Raw genomic sequence first — 21,993 nt, 5'->3', positions numbered from 1 at the left:
GAGCTACAGATGCAGGTCCTGCCACTGCAGGACCTGATCGAGCTGCTCCAGGCTGATCAAGCCAAAGCGCCAGAGCACCACCGGCAGGGGAGCCTGCTCCAGTTGCGACTGCTTCAGCCCCAGCCCCAGGGCGTTCTCGCTTAAGCCCAGGCTGTTGCGCAGAAAGCGCAGCAGCTCCGGATGGGGGGCGGGTTGTGGCGAGGTGCAGATCACCATGCCGCCATCCTGATCAGGTCCGCCAGAGGCGGCAAGGTCCTTCGCTCATCGCCCGCAGGCTGAGCTGACGCATCCAGCCAAAGCGGCCGAGGGCCAGAAGCGCCAGACGGCGCACGGGCAGCAACGGCGCAAACCGATTGGAGAACAAGCGCACCAGGGCATCGGTGGCGAGCAGCACCAGGGCGATGTCGAGGACGCGGGAACGCCCGTAGGCCCCAGGAAGGGCGCTCGGCCGCAGACGGCCCGTGGCGCAGCGGCTGGCCAAGCGATGGAGCTGATCGACATCGCGCCAGCAGAGGTTCAGGCCCTGTCCGCCGACCGGGTGGCAGCGATGGGCCACCTCACCGATGGCAACCGTGCCGCGGCGGGCCAAGGGCCAGGCCAGCTCCAGAGCAACGGGGAAGGCCCGGGGTTGATCCAGCAGCACCTCGGCCTGCAGCTCCTCCGGCAGGGCGCCGCTCAGGGCATCGAGGAAGGCAACCGCATCGAGCTGCTCCAGCTGGCGCAGACGCGAAAGCGGCGCACTCCAAACCAGCTGGAACGCGTCTCCGCCCAAGGGAAGAACCGCAAAGGGCCCCTCCGGGCGAAACAGCTCCCAGGCCTGATCTGGGGCGGAGCCGCGCAGACGCACCTGCACCGTCAGACAGCCCTGTCGATAGGGCAGGGCCCATTGGCTAATGCCAGCATCCTGGCGGGTAGGGGAGCGATGGCCATCGGCCGCCACCACCAAATCCACCCCCAGGGGAGAGGGCACCGGAGTCAGCCCAAGGCGCGAGTGGATCGACGCCTGGTGCTGCACCGCCCCCAGCAGCACCCCCATCAAATCTTGGTGCTGCAGGATCCAGCCGACGGGCTGATCGCCCCCAAGCCACGGGAGATCATCTGCTGTGAAGGGAACCTGCAGGTGCGTGGCCCGATCACAGAGTTCCAGGCGGCGAAAGGGCGCCAGGGCCGGCAGCAAGGCATCCCAGAGTCCAAGCCGTTGCAACAAGCTCTGGCTGGAATGGGTCAGGGCGTAGGCCCGGTTGCGTTCCCGCAGTGCCGCAGCTGTGAGGGGATCGCAGAGCTCCACCTGCCAGCCCGCATCCGCCAGGGCCAAGGCGCTCAGCGTCCCGGTCGGGCCGGCGCCATTCACCCGAGCGCGCAGGGTTTGAGGCGATGTGGTGCTGCGCTGGGGCACGGAAGAAACGGCACAAAAAAACCGCAGCACGATTCTGTGCTGCGGTCTCGTTGAGATGAATTAGGGAGCGATCAGCCCAGACCCAGCAGACCGTGGGTGAAGGACTCACCACCGAGGGCAATCTCAGTAGCCAGCAGAGCGATAAAGCCGAGCATGGCCATACGGCCGTTCAGCTTCTCGGCGCGGTCATGGAAACCCCAGCCGCTCTCGACGTCCACCACTTCCATGCGGGGCTCGGTGGCGAAGGCGTTCAGACGACCGCCGTCCTCTTCGGTCACGGTGGCGCCGCGGATCACTGCGGGGGCGGAAGGATTGGCCTGGGTCATTGCGCTTTCTCATCTGGACGTAACAGAACTGTAACGCAATATTGCGCGATGTAACAAGCCCCCGTTTGCCTGGCCTCAGCGCAGGCGCATCAGGCAGAGCTCCTCAAAGGCCGGACGCAGCAGAAAGGGATACTCACCAACCCAAAGCTTCAGCTGGGGCAGCCAGGCATCACTGAGGGCACCCACCCGAGAAAAGTCCTTGCGCTCACTCAGCACCAGACAACGAACGACCGCGCCACGGCGAATCTGCTTGTGCTTCTTGTCGTAGGGGAAGCGGATGCTGCCGAGGTAACCGTCCTCGTCCTCCAGCTCCAGGCAGAGCCAGGTGCGGCGGTTCTCAACGGTTTCCAGGCGCCCTTGCTTGTCGGTGGTCTCCTGGCGGCCCTCCACCAATTCCTTGGTGTAAAGGTCAGCCACCTCCCCCTCGAAGATGGCGGCAGCTGGGTAGCGGCGGAGCGTCGCGTTCTTGCGGCTGGCCTCGACGATCGGCCCCCACAGCACATAGAGAAGGAAGATGAACCCCACCATCAGCAGGATCGGTGAGGCCTGACTGTTGATGGCCACTCCTTGGCTGATCAACAGGCTGATCACCCCGCCGATCACCGAGATAAAGACCCGCTGCAGCAGCTTCTGGGGACTGCCACTGCAGAAGTTGAACTGAGGGCCAGTGGCCACCGCGGGGATCAGACGCGGCAGCTCACCGGAGCGAAGCGGGATGAGCATGCCGACAGTGTCTGCTGCTGGAGGGATTAGAGCAAGCGCTCCAGCCCGTAAACCAGGCCATCGAGCTGCCGGACCTTGCGGGCCGTCAGCAGGACTCCGGGCATGTAGGCCGACCGATCAATCGTGTCGTGGCGCAACGTATAGGTCTCGCCGGCCGCGCCAAACATCACCTCTTGATGGGCCACCAGGCCGGGTAGACGGATGGAGTGCAGCCGCAGGCCACTCTCCCGCTGACCGCCCCGGCAACCGGAGAGCGTTTCGTGCTCCTCCACCTGAAGCGGGTTGAAGCTCTTGCCGAGCTCCTCCATGAGCTCGGCGGTCTTGATGCAGGTGCCGCTCGGCGCATCAGCCTTGCGGTTGTGGTGCAGCTCGGTGAGCTCCGCAAAGTCATAGAAGCGGGCTGCCGCGGCTGCGGCCTGCTGCAGCAGCACCATGCCCACAGAAAAGTTGGGGATGACGGCACCGCCGACGGAGGCTTTGGCGGCGAATTGGGCCAGCTCGCCCAGCTGCTCAGGGCTGAGGCCCGTGGTGCCGATCACGGGATGGACGCCGTAGGCGATGGCGGCACGGGTGTGCTCGTAAACCACCGAAGGGTGCGTGAAATCCACCAAAACCGCCCCCTGACCCGGCCCGTCATTGCGGACGGCCTGACTGGCTTGGCAGAGGGTTCCTTCGAAATCAGAGGTGATCGCGACCTCCAGTTCACCGAGGCCGAGCTCCAGACCCACATCGGCCCCTTCCTTGCCTGGGGTGGTGTCCACCGCACCCACCAATTGGCAGTCGGGCGCCGCCACGACGGTCTTGATCACCTCCGCTCCCATCCGGCCCAAGGCGCCGGCCACCACAACGGAGATGGGCTTGCTGGCGGCAGCCTGGGTCATGGGAGAGCGCAAGACAATCGCCCGAGCCTATGTCGCCCCCTTAACACGAGTCGCAGAGTCCAGAGAACCCCCCGAAACTCCTGTTACAGGAGGGAAGAACCCTCGCGCAGACAGCGCACTCCTTCGTAGGCTTCTTCACATTGCTCAATCAGCGCGAATGTTCACGCAGGTCCGCTCCGCCTCCCGCCGCGTCAGCCCTGCGGAGGTGAACGGCCGTGCCGTGATGAAGGCCGTCTACGTGGTGCTGGAGCCGCAGTACCAAAACGCGCTGACCCAGGCCGCCACCTCCCTGAACGACCAGAACGGTCCCCTGGCGGTTGATCTCAGCGGCTATTTGATTGAAGAGCTGCGCGATCCCCAGAACTATGCGGACTTCTGCGCGGACATCGCTGAAGCCGACGTTTTCATCGCCTCATTGATTTTCATTGAGGATCTGGCCCAGAAGGTCGTCGATGCCGTCGCACCACATCGCGACCGCCTCAAGGCGGCTGTGGTCTTCCCCTCCATGCCGGAGGTGATGCGCCTGAACAAGCTGGGCACCTTCTCCATGGCCCAGCTTGGCCAGAGCAAGTCGGCCATCGCCGGCTTCATGAAAAAGCGCAAGGAGGCCGGCGGCGCTGGCTTCCAGGACGCGATGTTGAAGCTGCTCAACACCCTCCCGACGGTGTTGAAGTACCTGCCGGTGGAGAAGGCCCAGGACGCCCGCTCCTTCATGCTCAGCTTCCAGTACTGGCTGGGCGGAACCCCGGACAATCTCCGGAACTTCCTGTTGATGCTGGCGGACAAGTACGTCTTCCCCCGCAGCAGCGACAACCGCCCCGAGATCCAGGTGGCCGACCCCGAGGTCTTCCCCGATCTGGGGATCTGGCACCCCCTGGCCCCCTCGATGTTCGAGGACCTCAAGGAGTACCTCAACTGGAATGCCAGCCGCCAGGACCTGAGCGAGAAAGCGCGCAAGGGCCCCGTCATTGGCCTGGTGCTGCAACGCAGCCACATCGTCACCGGTGATGAAGCCCACTACGTGGCGGTCATCCAGGAGATGGAGTACCGCGGCGCGACGGTCATCCCCGTCTTCTGCGGCGGCCTGGACTTCACCAAACCGGTCAACGCCTTCTTCTATGACCCGCTGAACCCCGACCAGCCTCTGGTGGACGGCGTGGTCTCCCTGACCGGTTTCGCCCTGGTGGGCGGCCCAGCCCGTCAGGACCACCCCAAGGCCATTGAGGTGCTCAAGAAGCTCAATCGCCCCTACATGGTGGCGCTGCCTTTGGTGTTCCAAACCACCCAAGAGTGGGAAGAGAGCGACCTGGGTCTGCACCCGGTTCAGGTGGCCCTCCAGATCGCCATCCCCGAACTCGATGGCGCGATCGAGCCGATCGTGCTCTCCGGCCGCGACGACGCCACCGGCAAGGCCCACACCCTGCAGGACCGGGTGGATGCCATCGCTGAGCGGGCCATCCGTTGGGCTTCCCTGCGGGTCAAGCCGCGCCCTGAGAAGAAGCTGGCGATCACTGTCTTCAGCTTCCCCCCCGACAAGGGCAACGTCGGTACGGCGGCCTACCTCGATGTCTTCGGCTCCATCCACCGCGTGATGGAGGAGATGCGCGCGAAGGGCTACGACGTCAGTGGCCTGCCCCGCACCTCCAAGGAGTTGATGGAAGCGGTGCTCCAGGACCCCGAGGCCCTCGAGGGTGCACCGGAGCTGGCCATCGCCCACCGCATGAGCGTCGAGGAGTACGAGCGCCTCACCCCCTATTCCGAACGGCTGGAGGAGAACTGGGGCAAGCCCCCCGGCAACCTCAACAGCGACGGCACCAACCTGCTGATCTTTGGTCGCCACTTCGGCAACGTCTTTGTCGGCGTTCAGCCCACCTTTGGCTACGAGGGTGACCCGATGCGGCTGCTCTACTCCCGTAGTGCCAGCCCCCACCACGGCTTTGCCGCTTACTACACCTATCTCGAAAAGGTCTGGGGCGCCGATGCCGTCCTGCACTTCGGCACCCACGGCTCCCTGGAGTTCATGCCCGGAAAGCAGATGGGCATGAGCGAGACCTGTTACCCCGACTCGCTGATCGGCGCCCTGCCGAACCTCTACTACTACGCCGCCAACAACCCCTCGGAAGCCACCATCGCCAAACGGCGCGGCTACGCCGAGACCATCTCCTACCTGACCCCCCCTGCGGAGAACGCCGGCCTCTACAAGGGCCTCAAGGAGCTGGGTGAGCTGGTGGGCTCCTACCAGCAACTGCGCGAAAGCTCCCGGGGTATCCAAATCGTCAACGCCGTTGTCGAGACCGCCCGTCAGTGCAACCTCGACAAGGACGTCGAGCTGCCCGAGGTGGATGCCTCTGAGCTGGACCTCGACGGACGCGATGGCGTGGTTGGCGCGGTCTACCGCCAGCTGATGGAAATCGAGAGCCGTCTGCTGCCCTGCGGTCTGCACACCATCGGCAAGCCCCCCACCGCCGAGGAGGCGATCGCCACCTTGGTGAACATCGCTGCACTGGAGCGCGAGGAAGAGGGCATTCGCTCCCTGCCTGGCCTGCTGGCCGAGAGCAAGGGCCGCACGATCGCCGAGGTCTACCAGGGCAACGACGACGGTGTGCTCGCCGATGTGGAGCTCAACCGCGTCATCACCGAGACCTCCCGTGCCGCCATCGGCGCCATGGTCAAGGCCGTGACCGGCAGCGACGGGCGAGTCACCTTGCGCCGCAACTTCGACTGGTTCTTCAACCTGCTGGAGCAATTCGGCTTCAAGCTCCCCAGCCCTTGGCTGAGTGCATGCCGCAGCGCCGGATTCCCCGACGTGGACCAGGCCGAACTCGAGACCCTGTTCAAGTACCTGCAGTTCTGCCTCGAGCAGGTCTGCGCCGACCTTGAAATGGAGAGCCTGCTCAAGGCTCTCGACGGCGAGTACGTCCTGCCAGGACCCGGCGGCGATCCGATCCGCAACCCCAATGTGCTGCCCAGCGGCAAGAACCTGCACGCCCTCGACCCCCAGGCCATTCCCACCCGGGCAGCCGTCGCGGCAGCCAAGGTGGTGGTGGATCGCCTGATCGAGCGCCAGAAGGAAGAGCAGGGCACCTGGCCCGAAACCATCGCCTGCGTGCTCTGGGGCACCGACAACATCAAGACCTACGGCGAGTCCCTGGCCCAGATCCTTTGGTTTATTGGTGCCCGTCCTGTGCCCGATTCCCTGGGCCGGGTGAACAAGCTGGAGCTGATTCCGCTGGAAGACCTGGGCCGTCCCCGCGTCGATGTGGTGGTGAACTGCAGTGGCGTCTTCCGCGACCTGTTCATCAACCAAATGGCCTTGATTGACCAGGGCGTGAAGATGGCCGCCGAGGCCGATGAGCCCCTGGAGATGAACTTCGTGCGCAAGCACGCCCAGGAGCAAGCGGAAAAAGAAGGCATCTCCCTGCGGGATGCGGCCACCAGGGTGTTCTCGAACGCCAGCGGCAGCTACAGCTCCAACGTCAACCTGGCGGTGGAGAACAGCACCTGGGAAGAGGAGAACGAGCTCCAGGAGATGTACCTCTCCCGTAAGACCTTCGCCTTCAACGCCGATAACCCCGGCGAGATGAACCAGAAGCGTGAGGTGTTCGAGTCGGTCATGAAGACCGCCGATGTCACCTTCCAGAATCTGGATTCAGCGGAGATCTCCCTGACCGATGTCAGCCACTACTTCGATAGTGACCCCACCAAGCTGATCCAAGGCCTGCGGGACGACGGCAAGGCACCCTCGAGCTACATCGCTGACACCACCACCGCCAATGCCCAGGTCCGCTCCTTGAGCGAGACGATCCGCCTGGATTCGCGCACGAAGCTGCTCAACCCCAAGTGGTACGAGGGCATGCTCGACTCCGGCTACGAGGGCGTGCGCGAGGTGGCCAAACGCCTCAACTTCACCCTGGGCTGGAGTGCCACCAGTGGTTCCGTTGACAACTTCGTCTACGAGGAAGCCAACGAGACCTTCATCAACGATCCGGAGATGCGCAAGCGTCTGATGGATCTCAACCCCCACAGCTTCCGCCGCATCGTCGGAACCCTGCTGGAGGTCAATGGCCGGGGTTACTGGGAGACCTCCGACGAGAACATCGAGCAACTCCAGGAGATCTACCAGCAGATCGAGGACCGGATCGAAGGCGTCACCGAGTAATCCAGACCTCCAACGGATCTCTCAAAGGCTGGTGGCCTCCACCAGCCTTTTTTGTGAATACGTTGGGTGGAAAGGATAGGGGAACGAATTTGAGCTCTGCAGGCGTCATGAGTTTGAAATTCATCCTCAAGGATGATCCGCTGCTCCAAAAAGAGGTGAAGCAGTGCCAGAACCCTGCAGCGATCTGCGAGATGGCAAGAAAACTGGGGATCAAGCTGACGCAGGCTGACTTACTTCGCATCGAAGCCCAGACCACCCTGTGTTTGACCGATGAAGAACTCGAACGGTGGTTTGAAACCCCATATCACGAGCGCTTCTTAATCAGCCTGGAAGTCAAGCAACTGAATTTGGCTGCGAGATAAACGGGAATCAGCCGTACTCATTGGCAACTGGAACAGGGTCGAAGGTCTCTGGCATATCAGCAGAGATGAGTTCGTCAAAGGACAGATCGAGGGCGGCGATAAGGTCAGCAGCATCGGCATTGCCCTGATCATCAATCTGGATGTGGACAGGCGAATCGGGATCAAGATCGTTGATCTGCTCAGCGAGCAGGTTGAAGACCTCCTGCTCGATCGCACCGTACTCATCAGCGGAGAGAGCATTGGCATTGAGGTAGTCGTTGACCGCAAGGTCAAGGCCACTGGCAAATTCCGATTGCGAGAGGTCCCCATTGCCGTCGAGGTCGCCGGCGCTGCTCATACTCTCGAGGTAGCTGCTCACCAAATCCTCGACGGAGCTGACCGCGGACGAGTCAACGGCGATGGGCTCGACCACATGTTCGGCCCGATCAACAGAAGCGACAGCAAAGGCCACGTCCTCCGCCAGGCCTGTGGTGCCGTCGTCATAGGTCACAGTCATCTGGCCATAAACCTGAACGTCGCCATCGGCGGCTGCATAGGAAGCGCTATCGGCGTCGTACTCCAGGGCAATGGATTCGATGCCCCAGTGATCAAGGCCGTAGAACTCGCCGTCTTGCTGAATACCGTCGATGTTCAGGTCCTGCCAAACACCGAAATACACCCAGGCATCATCACTGGCATCCAAGAAGCCGTCACCAGTGCTGTCGAAGTAAGCGGCAAGAGCCTGCATATCACTCAGGACAGCAGGATCATCACCCCACATCGTGAAGACAAATTCCTTGGGCTCTGCGATTAAGCCATCTGCGTTGTAGTCGTAAACGAGAAGGCCGTCTGCTGGGGTCAGCCAAGCAGCTAACTGGAAGATGCCTAAGGAGTAAGGTTCAGCGCTGGACTCAAGGTGCAGATACTCAACCGTCGAATCTCGGTTGAGGTCAAGAACAACAGGGCCAACGGAGACGTCCAGCTCGTCGGACGTACCATCGGTGCCTTCCAAGACAACCGTTAGAGTCTCTGTAGCAGTGTCACCATCAGAGTCGATAGGCACGATACTGACAGCGAAGGTGAGACCATCGGCATTCTGCTCATAAGAGTTAAATGCTGCATTAGTCAGATTAAGCCCGCCCTTTTCACCGATGTATTGAATATCCACTTCTCTATAGAGGAGGGAGTAGTCAGTCACTGTGTGGCCTGCGCCGGTCACAATCACGGGAGGTGGGGCACCCGGATCAGGGTTGACGGCAACAAGACCAGTATCGCCAACAGAAATCGTGGCACCCTCAAGAAGGCCAGAAACAATCCAGAAGCCTACAGATCCATCAGAATAGAACACCTCAACGGCAAGCTTGGTCGAGGAAATACCACCGGTATATTTAGAGGTCTGAAACTCGAAGTCAGCGACAAACTCTGGCGCTGGCGGATCAACAAGCCCAAAATCCGAGAAATAGCTAAAGACAATAGACTCTCCAGGATTAATGTTTTGATTCCCTCCAACAGCCCAGCCATTGGAACTATTATTAACATCACCACTACCAGTAACGATCAAATCCAGGCCCGCGGAGTTGATATCGATATACTCATAAAGAGGCTGGGGGCCACCAGCAGCAGGGGTCAAAGAGTCAACGTCGACGAGAACCTTCTCAGTAGGCAGCGAATAGACAAAGAGTAGATCAGCACCATCGGCGTCCAAATAAACAGAAGAAACCAACGAGGGTGCTATTCCGTTGTCATAGAAAACATCAAACGAGAAGTCGTAGTCGTCTCCGTAGACGATATTAGCAATGGAGAAAGCAGTTGATGTGCCACTAGTCAAAGAAACATCAATAGAAGCAGCTGACAAAAGGGGTGAGACCAGATCAGCACCATAACTCCAGTCATAGAATTGATACGCCCAGAGAACAGGAGTCGAAGAGCTGTTGTATGGTGCAGTTAAGGTGACAGTACTAACAGGATTTAGCAAAGGGCCGTCATCCGTGATCCGCACATTCCCGCCTAAATCCAAATAGACATCCCGATCCGCTGCGGTATCCGTGTCGTTATCCGTCACGGTCACGGTTCCCCTTAGATAGATCTGACCGTCATCCAGCGTCCACGTCTGATCCGCATAATCACTGCTCGCTCCATCCGTCGGCAGATGATCGATCTCCGCATACTGATTCAGACTCACCACACCCCCATCACTCGTCTGCACACGGAACACGTATTCACCCACACTCGGGTCGGCCTTCTGCAACTCCGACAACAACGACCACTCCAACGACGTCAACGTCGAACCAACGATCGTGTTCCCATCCAACGTGTACAAATACACCTCCTCATTCCCTGACGTCAGAAACTGATTCGTAGACGACGGGTCATTGATACTTCCCTTCGCTTGCGTTCCCTCAACAACTTGCAGCTCTAAATCAAATCCACTCGACGACACACTCGCGTTGCTTCCGCTATCCGATCCATAGTCACTTCCGCCAGACGCCTCAAACACTCCGCTGTAATCCGTCGAATCACTCGTATCCCCTCCCACATTCCCCCCGCTCAGACCTCCGTCATCCGTCTCCAACACCGCATCGCTTCTGACTTCACTCGCTTCGGTTATCGCTGGGCCGTCATCGCCAAATTGGACGTTCCCTCCCAAATCAATGGATGCCGTAGCGGATCGAACAATTCCTGATCCATAGTCATCGGTAACACTGACCAAGAGTTCCACTTGGCCATTAACCAACAACGCCAAGTCCTCGATATAGGCTCCGTCATAGATATCCGGCTGGCCATGATCAATCGGCTTCGACTGCGTCAGCGTCAACACACCGCTGCTGCTAGTGATCTCAATCGTGAATGTCGTATTAGCCGCATTCACTCCACCTTCCGTGAATGACGTCGAACCCGTGATCACACCTCCCATCTCATAAAGACGGATAGGTACTCCACCACTAGTCAATCCAGATGGTGATCCTTCCGTGTACGCACCATCCAAGCCAAGAGCATAGACAATTGTTCGTGTAGCACCAGTGCCTGGCGCTGTAATCGTGAAATTTACGGCGAAATCAACACTGGCAATAACTGGACTGACATTCGTATCGCCAGCTCCCTGATCGCCGACAAAATTGCCGTCACTTAAGCCGCCATCAAACGTCAGCACTTCACCTAAGTCAGAAGCATCGATGATCGGCGGATTGGGATCAACTGGAGGATCGGATGATGGAGGCGTCTCAACCGCGTCGCCTGCGGCAGCTAAAGGCTGAAACGGTGTCGCTGCGTCCCCCGTCGGTGGCTGACCAGGCGGCTGCTGCGGGACTAATGCCGATTGGGACTCCTCAGTGGTGGTCGTGAGGAACGAAGGGTTGTCCCCACTGCTGCCCTGCGGTGCATACTGCGGGCCAGGGATCGTGGGCTTGGCTACAACCTCTGGCGGTGGCGGCTGGTCCACCGTTTCCGGAATCCCTTCGTAGGGAATGTTCTGAAACGCCTCGGCCCCGCCTGGCAGAACAAACTCACCGTGTGGATCGGGCACCTTCCGATCCTGGACATTGCCTGCCATGTCCCGATCGGTTTCTGCCGCCTGCGCGTCGCCACCGGGATTGAGAGCAAAACCGAGTCCTTCTTCTGCTGGCATCGATCCCTACGCCGAAGCGCACATCTAGTGCCAAGGTATTGACGTCGTGTGCCGCCGGAAGGGAAAGAAGAAGCGCAGGTGGTTAAGAATCAAGGCGAATCTAAAGGTGATGAAAAGAGGACTGCCAGATCCCATATTTAGGGCGGGATCTGATGGAAGATGATCGAGCGAGACAGGCTGAAGAGAGGTCTTTAGCGACTCTCCCGTAGTGCTGAATCCATCGTCCGAGTGAACGGCTGGAAGAGATAACGCAGAACACTGCGGCGTTGCCCCTGGATATCCGCAACTAGAGGCATCCCTGCTTGAATCGGAAATTTCTTGCGGCGCTGATCCACAAACTGCCGGTCCAGCTCCACCCGTGCCAGGTAGTAGTAGGCACGGGTATCCGGATCTTGCACCGTGGTTCCAGCCAAACTCAGCACCTTGCCGGGCACAGATCCATAAATGGTGGAATCAAACGGCTGGAGCTTCACGTCCACTCGCTGCCCCACCTTCACAAAGCCAATGTCTTTGGATGGCACCCGCACCTCCACCAACTTCTTACTGCTAGTCGGAACGACCTGCAGAACCACAGCACCTGGACCCACCACAGCACCCGGGGCCTTGTAGCGCAGGTCGCTGATCACCCCACTGACCGGGGCCGTGACCTTGGTGCGCTCGAGCTGGTTGCGCACCTTTTTGATGTTTTCTGCCACCACAGCCTCTTCGCTCACCAACTCTGCAATTTGTGAGTTATTTTCGAAATGCAGGCCGGATTCCACGCCCTTCAGGTTGGCTTGGGCCTGGCTCAAGGCCTTGCGCGCTTCATTCCGCGCCCCCTTCATCTCCGCCAGCTGCGTCTTGGTATGGAGCAACTGCAACCGTGAGGCCCCGCCGGACTCCTGAAGCGACGCCCACATCGCAACCTGCTGGGTTTGGAGATTGATCTGCTCGTTCAACCCCTCGACTTCCGCCTGCTTCTGCTGCACCGTGGCCCGAGCAGCGGCCAGCTGATCAGCTCGATTGGCAAGGCGGCTGGTCAAGAGCTGTTGCTGGGCAGCACTGACCTTGTTGCCCTGCTCGATCCCCTGGAGATCGCCAACTGAGATGGTTGCGTCACCACGAATCGCCGCCTGCAGTTGCTTTTGCTGCAGCAACAGGTTCTTGAGCTTCTGCTCAGCTGCGTCATATTCGCTGCCCACCAACTTGGGGCTGAGCTCCAGCAACACCTCTCCCTCTTTGACCTCCTGGCCGTCGCGGACATCCACCTTGGAGACAATCCCTCCCTCTAGGTGCTGGACCACATTCACGGCACCCTCTGGCACGACCTCACCGGAAGCCTGAACGACCTGAGTCAACGGAGTCAGGGCCGCCCAGGGGACAAACAAAGCTGCTGCACCACCGAGGAAGTACAAGGACAGGCGCAGGTGACGGTTGTCCGGCTTTTGCTCGAGATCAAGGGCCTGGGATAAGCGCTGATGTCCAACCAACGCCGCCACGTCGGATTGATCCAATCCAGGAAGCTTGGCGAACCAGCCGGCAGAGGGGGGAGAGGATGCGCCCTCATCCTTGCTTGGCTCAGGGTTGGCGTTGACAGAGGAGGAAGTCATGGCATGAAGAGAAAATGGTGAACGGTGGATTGGATCTAGGGCCTGTTTTGAAGCCGTTGGCGTAACTCCTCGGGAGTGCCCTGGAAGGTGGTCACCCCTTTGTCGAGAATGCAGAGCTGATCGACCTTCTCAAGTAACAAGCGGTTGTCGGTGGCGATGACAACACTGCGCGGGTGGCCGCTAAAGAACGACACCCGGAAAGAGGGCAGGGCCTCGAGGAAGATTTGGAATTGATCCGGAGACAACCCCTGACTGAGGTCGTCGATCAACAGGATTGGGGAGTCTTTAATCAGGGCCTGCGCCAGGGAGAGCAAACGCAATACCCCATGGGGCAGCTGATAAACAAATGCCTCATCCAGGGAGGTGTCGAGCCCGTCAGGCAATGATTCCAGGTAGTCCAAGATCCCGATGCGGTCGCAAATCGAGCGCACGTGGGGTGGCGTCACGTCGGGATTCATCGCCATCAGGTTGGAGAGCACCGTCCCAGGCAGCAGCTCTGAGCGCTCCATCACGAAAGCGATGTTGCTTTGAATTAGATCAGGACTGAACTGGCGATAGTCGACACCGTCAAAGAGCAATGAGCCATTGGAGAGCGGATACAGCTGATCAATCACCCGCAACACCGCACTTTTGCCGCAACCGGCTTTCCCAGTCAGAGCCAGGATTTGTCCGGGTTCCACCGACAGGGAGACCCGCGTCAAAGACAAACAGCTGTCACGACCCAATCGACAGGTGCCGGAATCCAAAAGGACCGATCCATAGAGCCGATGATGCGGTGATTCAGCCGCCATTCGGGTGGATTGACGAAGCTTGAAAAACTGATCCAGTTGAGCGAACTGCTTACGCATCGAACTCAAACGCAACATCGCGTTCATTAACTGCTGGAAGGGTGTAAAGACCCTCCAGACGAAGAACATTGCGGCAATCAGAGTGCCCATGGCAGCGGCACCCTCTTCGCTGTTCGAAGCGAGCCAAACGCCAAACGCCAGAGTCAACACCCCGGCCAGCTGAGATGCGGTACTGACAACCACCTGCAGGCGGCCCAATTGGCGGTTGATGGTCAGTGCGCTACTGGTGCTCTGAGCCGAGAGACCACGCAAACGCTGCAGCCAGACCCACTCCAAACTGGATTGCTTCACCTCCAAAAAGCGACTCACCAACTCCTGCTGCGCTTGAGCAATTCCGATTTCACTGGAGAGGCTCAGATCAGCAGCGACGCCGTAATAACGAGCCATCACCAGGACCAAGATGGCGGTGATGCCCATCAAGACCAAGGGGATCAAGACCAAGGGGCCTGCGATCAGTGCAATCGCACCCAGATAGAGAAGGACAAAGGGAAAGTCCAGCAGGGCCAGGGCAAGTGGTCCTTGCAAATAGACCAATAGCGCATCGAGATTGCGCTGCCGATTGCGGTAGCTGCGAGTCCCTAAAGTTTCAGTCTGGTTGGAGTCCAGTCCGATCGTCTTCTCAATCAGCTTCACGCCCAATAAGGCATCAAGGCGTGCCGCCAGCTGCGCCAACTGACTGCTTCTCCATTGACGTAGGGTCCAATCCAGACCAAACAACAACAAGACGCCAAGGAACAACCAGGCTCCGGTGAAGAGGTTTTCACTGGGAATCACGACGTTATAAACGGCCCGGATGTAAAAGGGCACAACCAGTGCCAATAGAGCAAGCACAAAGCTGATTCCATAGAGCAGCGAAATGCGATGACGGAAGCGATACAGCACCTGCTGCACCAAGGCCACGCGATCGCTAGGAGGCGCTTCGTAAAAAACAACCAGGCTGCCGCCAACCGGCACATCTGCAAGACCAACGCGACCATCAGCATTGGCAGCCAACAGGAGACCTTGCCCGTCCCGTGACAGCACATAGGGGTGCTGCTCTGGTGTCAGATAAAGCGCCGGTAGGCCGTAACCCTGTAACTGATCCCAGCTCTGAAGACGCTCCTGGGTGCTGCCGTAGCCCAACCGCAACAGCAGGTTCCGGGCTTCCACCAGGTCCATCTGACGGGGATCAGGACCAAACAGCTCAAACAGCTGCTCTGACCGTCCCATCCACATCAACTGCTGCAACAACAGTCGCAGGCAAAAGGCCAACGGAGCTTCGGGACTGAGCGTCAGGTCGCGAATCAACTGAGCAGGACTGCTTGATGCAGAGCCATTGCGAGACAAAGTCATGAGCTGGCCTCCTGCAGGGCGGATTGGAGATCGAGTTGTTGATCAGCAAGCCCAGAGAGCACCAACCCCCGACCCGCAATCAACACGGTTAAGTGGCCGTGACAGCGGTGAAGGGCCCGTGTGAGTCCATCGATAAAAGCCTTCCCGTAGGAACAATCACTGAGATCAAGGAGTAGGAGGTGAGGATTACGAGTCAGAGCCGTCACCAGGTGCGCAAGGGCTTGAGCGTCACGCGAGAGGCCCGTTGGAAGCGTTCCACCCATGGCTGTTCCATAGCCGTGGGGCAAGGCACGAACCTGGTGATCCAAGCCAGTCAGGAAGGACCAGAACAAGGCTTTTCGCCTCAGGCGACTGGGCTGAAAACAGGTGATGTTCTCCAGCAACGTCCCCTGGAAAAAAGCGCGGGATGGATCGACGTAAGCAATGTCATCCCGTAGCTCAACGCGTCGATAGGACGCGATCGGCTCACCATCCAGCGACAACTCAGGGTTAGGGCTGACCTGAATTAACTCCAGAAACAACTGCCGTACATCAACGCCAAAGCGCTGATCCCGAAGCAACACAACAGAGCCTTTATTCGCCTCGACCAATGGAGAGCCGTGCCGCGAAATGGTGAGCAGACCCCCAGATGGAAGCTGCCGGCTGCCCCCAAGACCTTCGACAGGCAAGGCCATCAGTGCGTCGTATTCATCCCTCGAAAGGCTCAAGCGGCGATAGCTGTTCCATAGCCCCATCGCTTGCTGCCAAGGGGCGAGGATCTTGCCAAGCAACAGCAGAGCAGCCGCAAGGGCACCGACGAGTAGACGATCGTTCACGACCAACAACGCACCCCAAGTGACGCCAGCGGCAAACGTGATCTGTCCCATCAAGGAACCAAAAGCCTGGTACTGCCCAGCGAAGGTGTTGTGCAGCATCCGGTCATAGGCCTGCTCTTCTTGAAAGCGCTCACTAGCCACCAAGAACTTCGAACCAAGGCCATTGGATTTGATCAAATCCATGGCATCGACCAACTTGTCTTGATAGGTGCGGGTCTCAAGCTCAGTTTGATCCCGACGTCGTGAGAGCCGCTCGTAGTCCCGAGCGAAGGCCAGAGCGCGAAAGAGGTAGACAATGATCGCGAGAACAGCGACCACTCCAACGCTGCCAGCGATCAAGAACAAGACGACCACAAACAACAGCGAGAAAAGCAAATCAATGGCAGTGGTCAGCGCCTGCAAAGCACTCTCATCGCGCAGAAGATTGATGCTGTTCAAACGCTGCAAATGCCGACCTGGGGATAGTGCCAAGAAATCCGGCAGTCCCAACTGCAAGAAATGGGACACAGCCTCGACCCGCTTCTGATGCTCGACGCGAGCTCCATCAGCACCGGTCAACACCAGACGCACACTTTTGAGCCAGCCCCCCAAGATCATCAACAGCACAACACCCACGCTCAAGACCACCAAGCTCGACATCGAGCCAGAGGGGAGGACTGAAGTGAAGACGATATTGATGTAGAGCGGGGAAGCAAGCTCGAGAAGATTGATCAGCACTGAAGCCACCAAGATGGGCTTGAGCTGGTAATCCGACCACTGCACGTATCGCAAGGACTGGAAGAAGCGATGGGACATCGCTTCTTCCAAGAGGTCAAGTGCAGCATTCAGCGACTGTTTGCAGCGACGAATCGATGCCGAGAGAACATGCCGGAAGCTCTTGCGCGAAAGGACCGCCTCATCAAGGCTCGAAACCATGTGCCCCCAAAATTGCCTGCCAAAAACATATGCAGCTCCAAGCCCGCTGAAGGCGCCAGGGGAACTCTTAATAAAGGGAATCGTTTCGCGTCGCTTTTCGAAACACAAGCATCAAGCACCCTTCATCAGCCGGCGACAGGATTCAATCTGATTAGTCTTCGGGACAACCAAGCAAAGCGGTGAGGACCGGCTCGTGTTTCGTTTTCAGCTATCCACTGAGCGCAATCAAGTGGAATTGATCGCCAATGGACAAGGACAGTCCATACCCTTTCAGGTGATCGGTCCGGCGACCGAGATAGCTTTTGTTGAGGAGTTAGTCGAACAGCACTTTGGCTCGTTGTGTGTCAAGCCAGGGGATCTACTGGACTTTCTCCAGAATGACCCCTGGATTCAAGAAACCTTTCAGAGCCCAACTGTGATCGAAGGAGAACTCGAAGCAGCCCTGCTCGATGCTGAGGCCGAGAAAGACTTATTTCAGACGAAGCCGCTTGGCCAAAAGTTGGTCAGTGCAGGCGTGATCAATCTGGACGAACTCGAGCAACTCCTTTTGGATTATCAACCATTTGCTGCCAACCAGCGTTTGGGTGAATTCCTCAGGTTGAATCTCAAAGTCTCTGGACCGATGCTGGAATTACTGTTTAATCCGTCGCTCTATGCCGATCGAGGCTTCAATGACCAGCGCCTCGGAGAACGCCTGAAAGAGCTAGAGCTCATCAGCGAGGACAGACTCAATCAAGCCCTGGCCAGCCAGCGGATGAATGGCAAGCGACTTGGAGAGATCCTGGCCAACCAAGGGGTGATTTCAGAACAGATGGCCAAGTTCTTTAGTGAGGCTCAACTCACACCAGCCGGCGAGATTGAATTCGCGAGTTAGGCCCAAAGCGCATCCGCCATGCGTGCCACCTGGACAATGACCGCTCCATCGTGAACACGGACCACATCCACACCAGCCGCGACGCAACGGGCAACGACAGCTGCAGTACCCCAGAGTCGAGCCTTAGGGCGGGGCTCATCCAAAACAGCTCCGATGAAGCGCTTGCGCGAAGGCCCCACGAGAAGCGGGATGCCATCCGCCTTGAGCTGCTCAAGTCCCTTGAGCAGCTCAAGATTCTGTTCAGTGGTTTTGGCAAACCCCAAGCCCGGATCCCAAATCAAGCGCTCCAGGCGAACACCCGCAGCAAGAGCGCGCTCGGTGGCATGCCGCAGCTCCCTGAGAACGCCAGCAATCACACCCTCAGGGCCGTAGTCCGTCAACGAATCCATGGAGTGGCTATCCCCTCTGGAGTGCATCAGCACATAGGGGCAGTCGGCTGCGGCGACAACAGCCAACAAATCGGGATCCCGAACGCCGCCGCTGATGTCGTTGATCCAATCCGCTCCAGCTTCAATGGCTCGCTGGGCGACGCAGGCCCGATACGTGTCCACCGAGATCAGCGGCTGACCCAATCCCGGCGGGAAGGCTGATCGAATCGCCTGGAGACTGGGGAGGAGGCGATTGAGCTCCTCTACACCACCGACATCCTCTGCACCAGGACGGGTGCTTTGGGCGCCAAGATCCAAAATCCCCACACCTGCTTTGACCAATGTCTTGGCCTGCCGCAAAGCCTGGTCTGGAGAGCGAAAGCGACCACCGTCACTAAAGGAATCGGGGGTGAGATTGATCACCCCCATCACCTGGGTTGGTTGGCCCAAGGGCCTTGTCATCAGACCGGCTGGTAGTTCGCAATGCGAGCGAAGCCCTCTGGATCCAAGGAAGCCCCACCCACGAGAACGCCGTCGATATCGCTCTGGGCCATTAACTGGTCAATCGTTCCTGGATTCACAGAACCGCCGTACTGCACCACCACGTCGGAATAACCAACCCAGTCTCGAATCAGACCGCAGATCCGATTGGCTTCAGCCGCTTCACAGGTTTTGCCCGTGCCAATAGCCCAAATCGGTTCGTAGGCAATGATCAATCGGCTGTGATCCAAGCCATCCACCCCTTGCTGCACCTGGCGGCGGATCACCTTCTCTGCTTCCCCTGCCTCCCGCTGCGAATCGCTCTCGCCAACGCACAGGATCGGGGTGATGCTGTGCTTCTGGGCACTACGGGCCCGAAGATTGATTTGCTCGTCAGTCTCGCTGTAGTACTTGCGTGGCTCACTGTGGCCAACAATGGCGTGACTCACTCCATGCTCGAGGAGCATGCCGGCAGAGACCATCCCGGTAAAGGCGCCCTTCTCTTGCCAGTGGATGTTCTGAGCCGCAATCCGTATTCCACTGCCTGCCAAGGAACTGCTCAAGCTGGCGATGGCCGTAAAAGGAGGCGCCAGAACCACCTCGCGATCGCTAGGAAGGCCGGCCACCAGAGGCTTGAAGCTCTCAGCAAAGGCCTGCGCTTCAGCGCAGGTCATATGCATCTTCCAATTGCCCGCGATGACAGCCTTCCGCACTGCGTTCATAGGTCGACTAGCGATCCAACCTAAGGTCTGGGGTCCTCAGCGAAGGTCGAGCTGCTGAGGTACGAGAACTGTCTGACCAGCGAACTCGACCCGGTCGCCGGCTTTCAGCTTCCGACCACGCTGGGTCTCCTGGAAGCCATTGACCCGGACCTCCCCGCCCTGAATGCGCTGCTTGGCTTCACCGCCTGTGAAGACCAAGCCTTGCCATTTCAGAAATTGATCCAGGCGAATGGGCTCGGAGGTCCCCAGGGGTGTGGTCACGCTGTCAACTCATGCCAGTTGCATTGTCCAACCCTGAGTCCCCGCCTCGTTTGGCGGAACCAGGTTGTTTCCACCATTGCCTTTAGCCGCATAGAGACCCACGTCTGCAGCAGCCAAGAGCTCATCGATGTTGCAGACCCGTGCCAAACGTGAATCCGCCATGCCGATCGACAATGTGAACTGGACAAGAGACCCGTCATTCAGCTGCCAGGAACGGGCTGCAACCTGACGGCGCAAGGACTCCAGAACAGCAGCCGCTTCTTCAGCGGACTCCAGCATCAAAACAGCAAATTCATCGCCTCCGAGGCGACCAATCAGATCGCCAGAAGGAATCACGTCACGAAAGAGTGTGGATAACTGACAGATGACTTCGTCCCCGGCGGCGTGACCATAGGTATCGTTAATCGATTTAAAACGATCGATATCAATCAAAGCAACAATACACAGGCAGTGATTCTGGTTGAACTGTCCAATCTGCTGGGCAGCCATCTCAAAAAAGGAACGACGATTAAAAACGCCAGACAAAGAATCGACTTGAGCCAATCCCAATAACTCGGGCAAAAGGCGGTGACGCAAAAAGAACACCAGCGCCGTTTCCGTCAGAAAGAGTGGTGCAAAGCCTGCAAGAAAAACGAGCGCAATCCAACGGGACCAGCGCTGAGTCACTGGAGACAGATCAAGCTCGAGCACCAATAGACCACGGGTCCCCAGATCAGGCCGCCCCTCAATCGCCAAGGGAGTCGGAGCAATGTGGACCAGTCGCTCACCACCGAAGGCAGGGATGAATCCAAAAAACTGATTAACCGGTTGAACAGAATGGCAAGCGGCAGCCGCATCGGATGGACGAAGGCACGTCAACAAATCACTCGAGTTTTGTCCAAGCCTTGTCCACCAGCTGAGGCCAAAGACTGAACTGCCCAGCATCGTGTTGTCATTCGCGGCAATGACTCTTCCACCTGGACCGAGAAGAACAGCCGAGTGCAAGCCTCTAGAAGCGGCTTTGAGCTGGAGCTCTCGCTGGACTTCCTCGACGGGTTGATAACTGGTGACGCTACGAACAAGGTCGTGCTCAATGGAGCGTGCCTGGAGTTCTGCCTCTCTCATAGCGGCATGCACAACCAGAAATCCGCTAACCCCAACCAAGAGGCAAGATCCCAAAGCGGTCACCAGTAGGGACAGGAACATCAGTTCCTGATTCACCCGTTGATGCAGGAGACCCTTGGTTGAGGGAACCAGTCGCTGGACTGATCGGAGGTGACTCATTGTGCCGCTTCTACATACGTAGAAGTCACCTTCGGTATGATCGAGCCTCGCGGAATGAGCTGCAGTTTCTCTTGCAAGTCACGCACCGCTTCAATATTGCGAGCGACCCGTCCCTCAGGCTGTAGCATTTCGACCTGATCAGACAAGCTGAAATAACGCAGACCCTGTTCCGCTGCACGAAACTCATCGACGCTCAGGCGTTCCCGTTCAGCCAGTATTGAAAGGGCTCTCTGAGGACTTAGCCTTGCTTCAGCATGGGCTGCAGACCAAGACCTCAACAGGGAAACAACGCTGTTTTGGTTGAGTTTGAGAAAGTTTTTTTCAACCACCAAGACAGTCAGGATCTCCCCCGGAATGACTGCACTATTGAAGAGTGGGCGTAAGGGAGCGTCTCTTAAAGTGACGCGGCTAGAGGGAGAGGGCAGTACTGCTGCATCGACAGAGCCAGTGAACAAGGCTTTTGGCATCAACCCAAGTTCCATCTTGCGCATCTTGATCTCACTGAGCGATAAACCATGAAGCTGAAGTGCCCGACCGAGGACAAACGGTCCAAAGTTCGAGCGCGAAACGGCAATCGACTTCCCCTTTAGATCTCGAATTGAGAGCAGTGACGGTACAGAAATAATCTGATCAGCCTCGACTGACTCATCCAGAACCAAGATGACAACCGGGCATCGCTCAGGCACTCGAGCACAAAGCTCAACCAACTCGATAGTGGTTAATTGTGCTATCGGAAGTTCTGCCCTGAGATAAGCATGAACAATGGATTGAGGGTCCGGATACTGCCGAGGAAAGATCTCAATACCCTCGACGCGGTCAAACCCCAACTCGTGAGCCAAATAAAAGTACTCATAACCAGGCCAACTCGAGACAGGGACATCAATCGAGGGGCGACGTGAAGCGCAAGATCCGACCAACCAGACAAGACAGGAAGCCAGCAGTAGGCCAGGAAGGGATCTCCGAGACATCCAAAGGGGCAGCCTGAGACCAAGTTCAACCTAGTGGCCAAGCCTGAGAAAAAAGCCTTTCACTCGAAGCAGATCTCACTCAGATCTGTGACTAGGGTTGAGCTGAA

At 58.4% G+C, this 21,993-nt stretch carries 17 protein-coding genes; 3 read left to right on the top strand and 14 right to left on the bottom strand.

Annotated features, from left to right (window positions below):
• Window positions 1-3 precede the first annotated feature (3 nt).
• The 5 genes from ACXIQ9_RS07140 to dapB all read right to left on the bottom strand — a co-directional run bounded on the left by ACXIQ9_RS07140 (window position 4) and on the right by dapB (window position 3,326).
• Window positions 4-216 (bottom strand): DUF2949 domain-containing protein, encoded by a 213-nt coding sequence (locus ACXIQ9_RS07140; protein WP_010317567.1) that lies wholly within the window; start codon window positions 214-216, stop codon window positions 4-6.
• A 13-nt stretch (window positions 217-229) separates the two neighbouring features.
• Window positions 230-1,396 carry an FAD-dependent monooxygenase gene (locus ACXIQ9_RS07135; RefSeq protein ID WP_459016210.1) on the bottom strand — a complete coding sequence of 389 codons (1,167 nt, stop codon included), beginning with the start codon at window positions 1,394-1,396 and terminating at the stop codon, window positions 230-232.
• 71 nt (window positions 1,397-1,467) lie between these two features.
• Window positions 1,468-1,722, bottom strand: a complete 255-nt coding sequence (locus tag ACXIQ9_RS07130) for a hypothetical protein (RefSeq protein WP_010317569.1) — start codon at window positions 1,720-1,722, stop codon at window positions 1,468-1,470.
• A 75-nt stretch (window positions 1,723-1,797) separates the two neighbouring features.
• Window positions 1,798-2,445, bottom strand: a complete 648-nt coding sequence (locus ACXIQ9_RS07125) for a hypothetical protein (protein ID WP_010317571.1) — start codon at window positions 2,443-2,445, stop codon at window positions 1,798-1,800.
• Window positions 2,446-2,471: 26 nt separating this feature from the next.
• Window positions 2,472-3,326 carry a 4-hydroxy-tetrahydrodipicolinate reductase gene (gene dapB, locus ACXIQ9_RS07120; protein ID WP_247478818.1) on the bottom strand — a complete coding sequence of 285 codons (855 nt, stop codon included), beginning with the start codon at window positions 3,324-3,326 and terminating at the stop codon, window positions 2,472-2,474.
• Window positions 3,327-3,483: 157 nt separating this feature from the next.
• Between dapB and ACXIQ9_RS07115 the strand changes: the two genes are divergently transcribed.
• Complete coding sequence (locus ACXIQ9_RS07115) at window positions 3,484-7,485, top strand: magnesium chelatase subunit H (RefSeq protein WP_424163008.1); 4,002 nt, start codon at window positions 3,484-3,486, stop codon at window positions 7,483-7,485.
• 89 nt (window positions 7,486-7,574) lie between these two features.
• Window positions 7,575-7,847, top strand: a complete 273-nt coding sequence (locus tag ACXIQ9_RS07110; protein WP_247478829.1) for a Nif11-like leader peptide family natural product precursor — start codon at window positions 7,575-7,577, stop codon at window positions 7,845-7,847.
• 7 nt (window positions 7,848-7,854) lie between these two features.
• On the opposite strand, the gene ACXIQ9_RS07105 is transcribed toward ACXIQ9_RS07110, so the two are convergent.
• The 4 genes from ACXIQ9_RS07105 to ACXIQ9_RS07090 form a co-directional block, all read right to left on the bottom strand.
• Window positions 7,855-11,451: a DUF5801 repeats-in-toxin domain-containing protein gene (locus ACXIQ9_RS07105; RefSeq protein WP_459016209.1), complete on the bottom strand. Its 3,597-nt coding sequence runs from the start codon at window positions 11,449-11,451 to the stop codon at window positions 7,855-7,857.
• Between the two features lie 191 nt (window positions 11,452-11,642).
• Complete coding sequence (locus ACXIQ9_RS07100; RefSeq protein ID WP_459016208.1) at window positions 11,643-13,040, bottom strand: HlyD family type I secretion periplasmic adaptor subunit; 1,398 nt, start codon at window positions 13,038-13,040, stop codon at window positions 11,643-11,645.
• 35 nt (window positions 13,041-13,075) lie between these two features.
• Window positions 13,076-15,220, bottom strand: coding sequence for an ATP-binding cassette domain-containing protein (locus ACXIQ9_RS07095; RefSeq protein ID WP_459016207.1), 2,145 nt, complete (start codon window positions 15,218-15,220; stop codon window positions 13,076-13,078).
• Complete coding sequence (locus tag ACXIQ9_RS07090) at window positions 15,217-16,950, bottom strand: ABC transporter transmembrane domain-containing protein (RefSeq protein WP_459016206.1); 1,734 nt, start codon at window positions 16,948-16,950, stop codon at window positions 15,217-15,219. The genes ACXIQ9_RS07095 and ACXIQ9_RS07090 overlap by 4 nt, the downstream gene beginning before the upstream one ends.
• Before the next feature lie 229 nt (window positions 16,951-17,179).
• On the opposite strand from ACXIQ9_RS07090, the gene ACXIQ9_RS07085 reads away from it, so the two are divergent.
• A complete protein-coding gene (locus tag ACXIQ9_RS07085) occupies window positions 17,180-17,824 on the top strand; it encodes a hypothetical protein (protein WP_459016205.1) in 645 nt (214 codons plus the stop codon).
• Here the strand turns inward: ACXIQ9_RS07085 and folP are convergent.
• From folP to ACXIQ9_RS07060, 5 genes are read right to left on the bottom strand one after another with little or no spacing between them, the layout of a single operon-like run.
• Window positions 17,821-18,654, bottom strand: coding sequence for a dihydropteroate synthase (folP, locus tag ACXIQ9_RS07080; protein ID WP_459016204.1), 834 nt, complete (start codon window positions 18,652-18,654; stop codon window positions 17,821-17,823). The two genes, ACXIQ9_RS07085 and folP, sit on opposite strands and share 4 nt — an antisense overlap.
• Window positions 18,654-19,385 (bottom strand): triose-phosphate isomerase, encoded by a 732-nt coding sequence (gene tpiA / locus ACXIQ9_RS07075; RefSeq protein ID WP_459016203.1) that lies wholly within the window; start codon window positions 19,383-19,385, stop codon window positions 18,654-18,656. Before tpiA ends, folP begins: the two co-directional genes overlap by 1 nt.
• Before the next feature lie 45 nt (window positions 19,386-19,430).
• Window positions 19,431-19,655, bottom strand: a complete 225-nt coding sequence (locus tag ACXIQ9_RS07070; protein WP_247478842.1) for an RNA-binding S4 domain-containing protein — start codon at window positions 19,653-19,655, stop codon at window positions 19,431-19,433.
• A 9-nt stretch (window positions 19,656-19,664) separates the two neighbouring features.
• Window positions 19,665-20,855 (bottom strand): GGDEF domain-containing protein, encoded by a 1,191-nt coding sequence (locus ACXIQ9_RS07065; RefSeq protein WP_459016202.1) that lies wholly within the window; start codon window positions 20,853-20,855, stop codon window positions 19,665-19,667.
• A 59-nt stretch (window positions 20,856-20,914) separates the two neighbouring features.
• The gene (locus ACXIQ9_RS07060) at window positions 20,915-21,886 is read right to left on the bottom strand and encodes an ABC transporter substrate-binding protein (RefSeq protein ID WP_459016201.1); all 972 of its coding nucleotides are present in this window, start codon (window positions 21,884-21,886) and stop codon (window positions 20,915-20,917) included.
• Window positions 21,887-21,993 lie beyond the last annotated feature (107 nt).

This window comes from Synechococcus sp. LTW-G (genome assembly GCF_054459035.1).
This window is presented reverse-complemented; position numbering and strand designations above follow the sequence as displayed.

Excerpts from the sequence above, each read along its gene's own strand:
- folP (WP_459016204.1), bottom strand. The coding sequence starts at position 18,654 with ATGACAAGGCCCTTGGGCCAACCAACCCAGGTGATGGGGGTGATCAAT.
- ACXIQ9_RS07105 (WP_459016209.1), bottom strand. The coding sequence starts at position 11,451 with ATGCCAGCAGAAGAAGGACTCGGTTTTGCTCTCAATCCCGGTGGCGAC.
- ACXIQ9_RS07125 (WP_010317571.1), bottom strand. The coding sequence starts at position 2,445 with ATGCTCATCCCGCTTCGCTCCGGTGAGCTGCCGCGTCTGATCCCCGCG.
- ACXIQ9_RS07060 (WP_459016201.1), bottom strand. The coding sequence starts at position 21,886 with ATGTCTCGGAGATCCCTTCCTGGCCTACTGCTGGCTTCCTGTCTTGTC.
- ACXIQ9_RS07090 (WP_459016206.1), bottom strand. The coding sequence starts at position 16,950 with ATGGTTTCGAGCCTTGATGAGGCGGTCCTTTCGCGCAAGAGCTTCCGG.
- ACXIQ9_RS07130 (WP_010317569.1), bottom strand. The coding sequence starts at position 1,722 with ATGACCCAGGCCAATCCTTCCGCCCCCGCAGTGATCCGCGGCGCCACC.
- ACXIQ9_RS07140 (WP_010317567.1), bottom strand. The coding sequence starts at position 216 with ATGGTGATCTGCACCTCGCCACAACCCGCCCCCCATCCGGAGCTGCTG.
- ACXIQ9_RS07100 (WP_459016208.1), bottom strand. The coding sequence starts at position 13,040 with ATGACTTCCTCCTCTGTCAACGCCAACCCTGAGCCAAGCAAGGATGAG.
- ACXIQ9_RS07095 (WP_459016207.1), bottom strand. The coding sequence starts at position 15,220 with ATGACTTTGTCTCGCAATGGCTCTGCATCAAGCAGTCCTGCTCAGTTG.
- dapB (WP_247478818.1), bottom strand. The coding sequence starts at position 3,326 with ATGACCCAGGCTGCCGCCAGCAAGCCCATCTCCGTTGTGGTGGCCGGC.
- ACXIQ9_RS07115 (WP_424163008.1), top strand. The coding sequence starts at position 3,484 with ATGTTCACGCAGGTCCGCTCCGCCTCCCGCCGCGTCAGCCCTGCGGAG.